Origin of the sequence: Kribbella sp. NPDC003505, from assembly GCF_040610875.1 — a bacterium.
In the GTDB taxonomy this organism is placed as follows: Bacteria; Actinomycetota; Actinomycetes; order Propionibacteriales; family Kribbellaceae; genus Kribbella.
Genome location: NZ_JBEXNA010000011.1, coordinates 1 through 1,166 on the forward strand (window position 1 = coordinate 1; position 1,166 = coordinate 1,166).

The window sequence follows — 1,166 nt, forward strand, 5'->3', positions numbered from 1 at the left end:
AAGCGCCAGGCCGACGCCCTGTCCACCGCCCTGGGCATCGCCGCCGCCGCGTGGGACACCACCGGCCCCACACCCAGCCCCACCACCGGCCCCACACCCGCCCCCGCCACGGGCACCGAGGACACCGAGGGCACCGAGCGCGCCGCGAGCACCGCGGGCACAGGTGGCGCCGCGAGCACCGCGGGTGCCGTGGCTTCGGCGGCTGAGAGCGCCGAGGACACAGCCGGTGCAGCCGGTGCCGCGGGGACCGGTGGTCGGGTGGCCGGGTACGGCGCGAAGGCGACCATCACGGTCACGATCGACTTCGACGACCTGAAGGCCGCGACCGCGGACGCGGTCGGGCGCACCGTCTACAGCGGCGGGCTGTCCGCGGCCACGATCCGGCGGCTGGCCTGTGACGCGAACATCATCCCGTTGGTGCTGGGCTCGAATTCGGAGCCGCTGGATGTGGGGCGCCGGGTGCGGCTGGTCACCAAGGCGATGCGCCGCGCGATGGAGGTCCGTGACCGTGGCTGTGTGGTTTGTGGAGCCCCGCCGGTGATGTGCGACGCCCATCACCTGATCTCCTGGATCGACGGCGGCCACACCAAGGTCGACAATCTGGCTTTGCTGTGCCGTCGTCACCACACCGACCTCCACAGGGGCCGCTGGCACCTCACCATCCTCGACGGCATCGTCCGTGTCGCCCGACCCAGCTGGGCCGAACCGTCACCCACCTTCGCCGCAGCGCGACGCGCGGCAGCGCCGCACACTCACCCACCCGGCGGCGGGACGGGCTCGCGTGAGTCCGAGCTCACCGAGGCCGAGCTGGGGGCGGCGTCCGAAGACGTCGCGATGGAGAACGTCGCCGGCCGCTCGCGCTGGCGGGCCGACGTAGCTGCGCTCCAGCAAGCGGCCGACTTCGCAGCCGCCGGTTGAGGCCGGACAACACAGCAACCTCCTACTCGCGGGCCTGCGGGCAGGAGGCTGTTGTACTGCGGTAGATCGGGAGACCGCCAAATCCTTCCACCACCGCCTCCGGCACCGGGGTGGCCAGTCCTCTCACCCAAACCGAGCCGGCGACGCAACCGCCCACTCGCGGACACCTCCGCCCCGCGCGCCGCGGCGCGCCAACGAGCATCCTGCCATGTCAGTCCTGCCGCGCCCGTTGTGCCTGTCGTGCCGGT

Annotated in this window: 1 protein-coding gene; it reads left to right on the forward strand. The window is 72.8% G+C overall.

What is annotated here, in order from left to right; genetic code table 11:
• The coding region (locus ABZX12_RS31425; protein ID WP_355699074.1) for an HNH endonuclease at positions 1-918 on the forward strand (918 nt) is incomplete at its 5' end.
• Positions 919-1,166 lie beyond the last annotated feature (248 nt).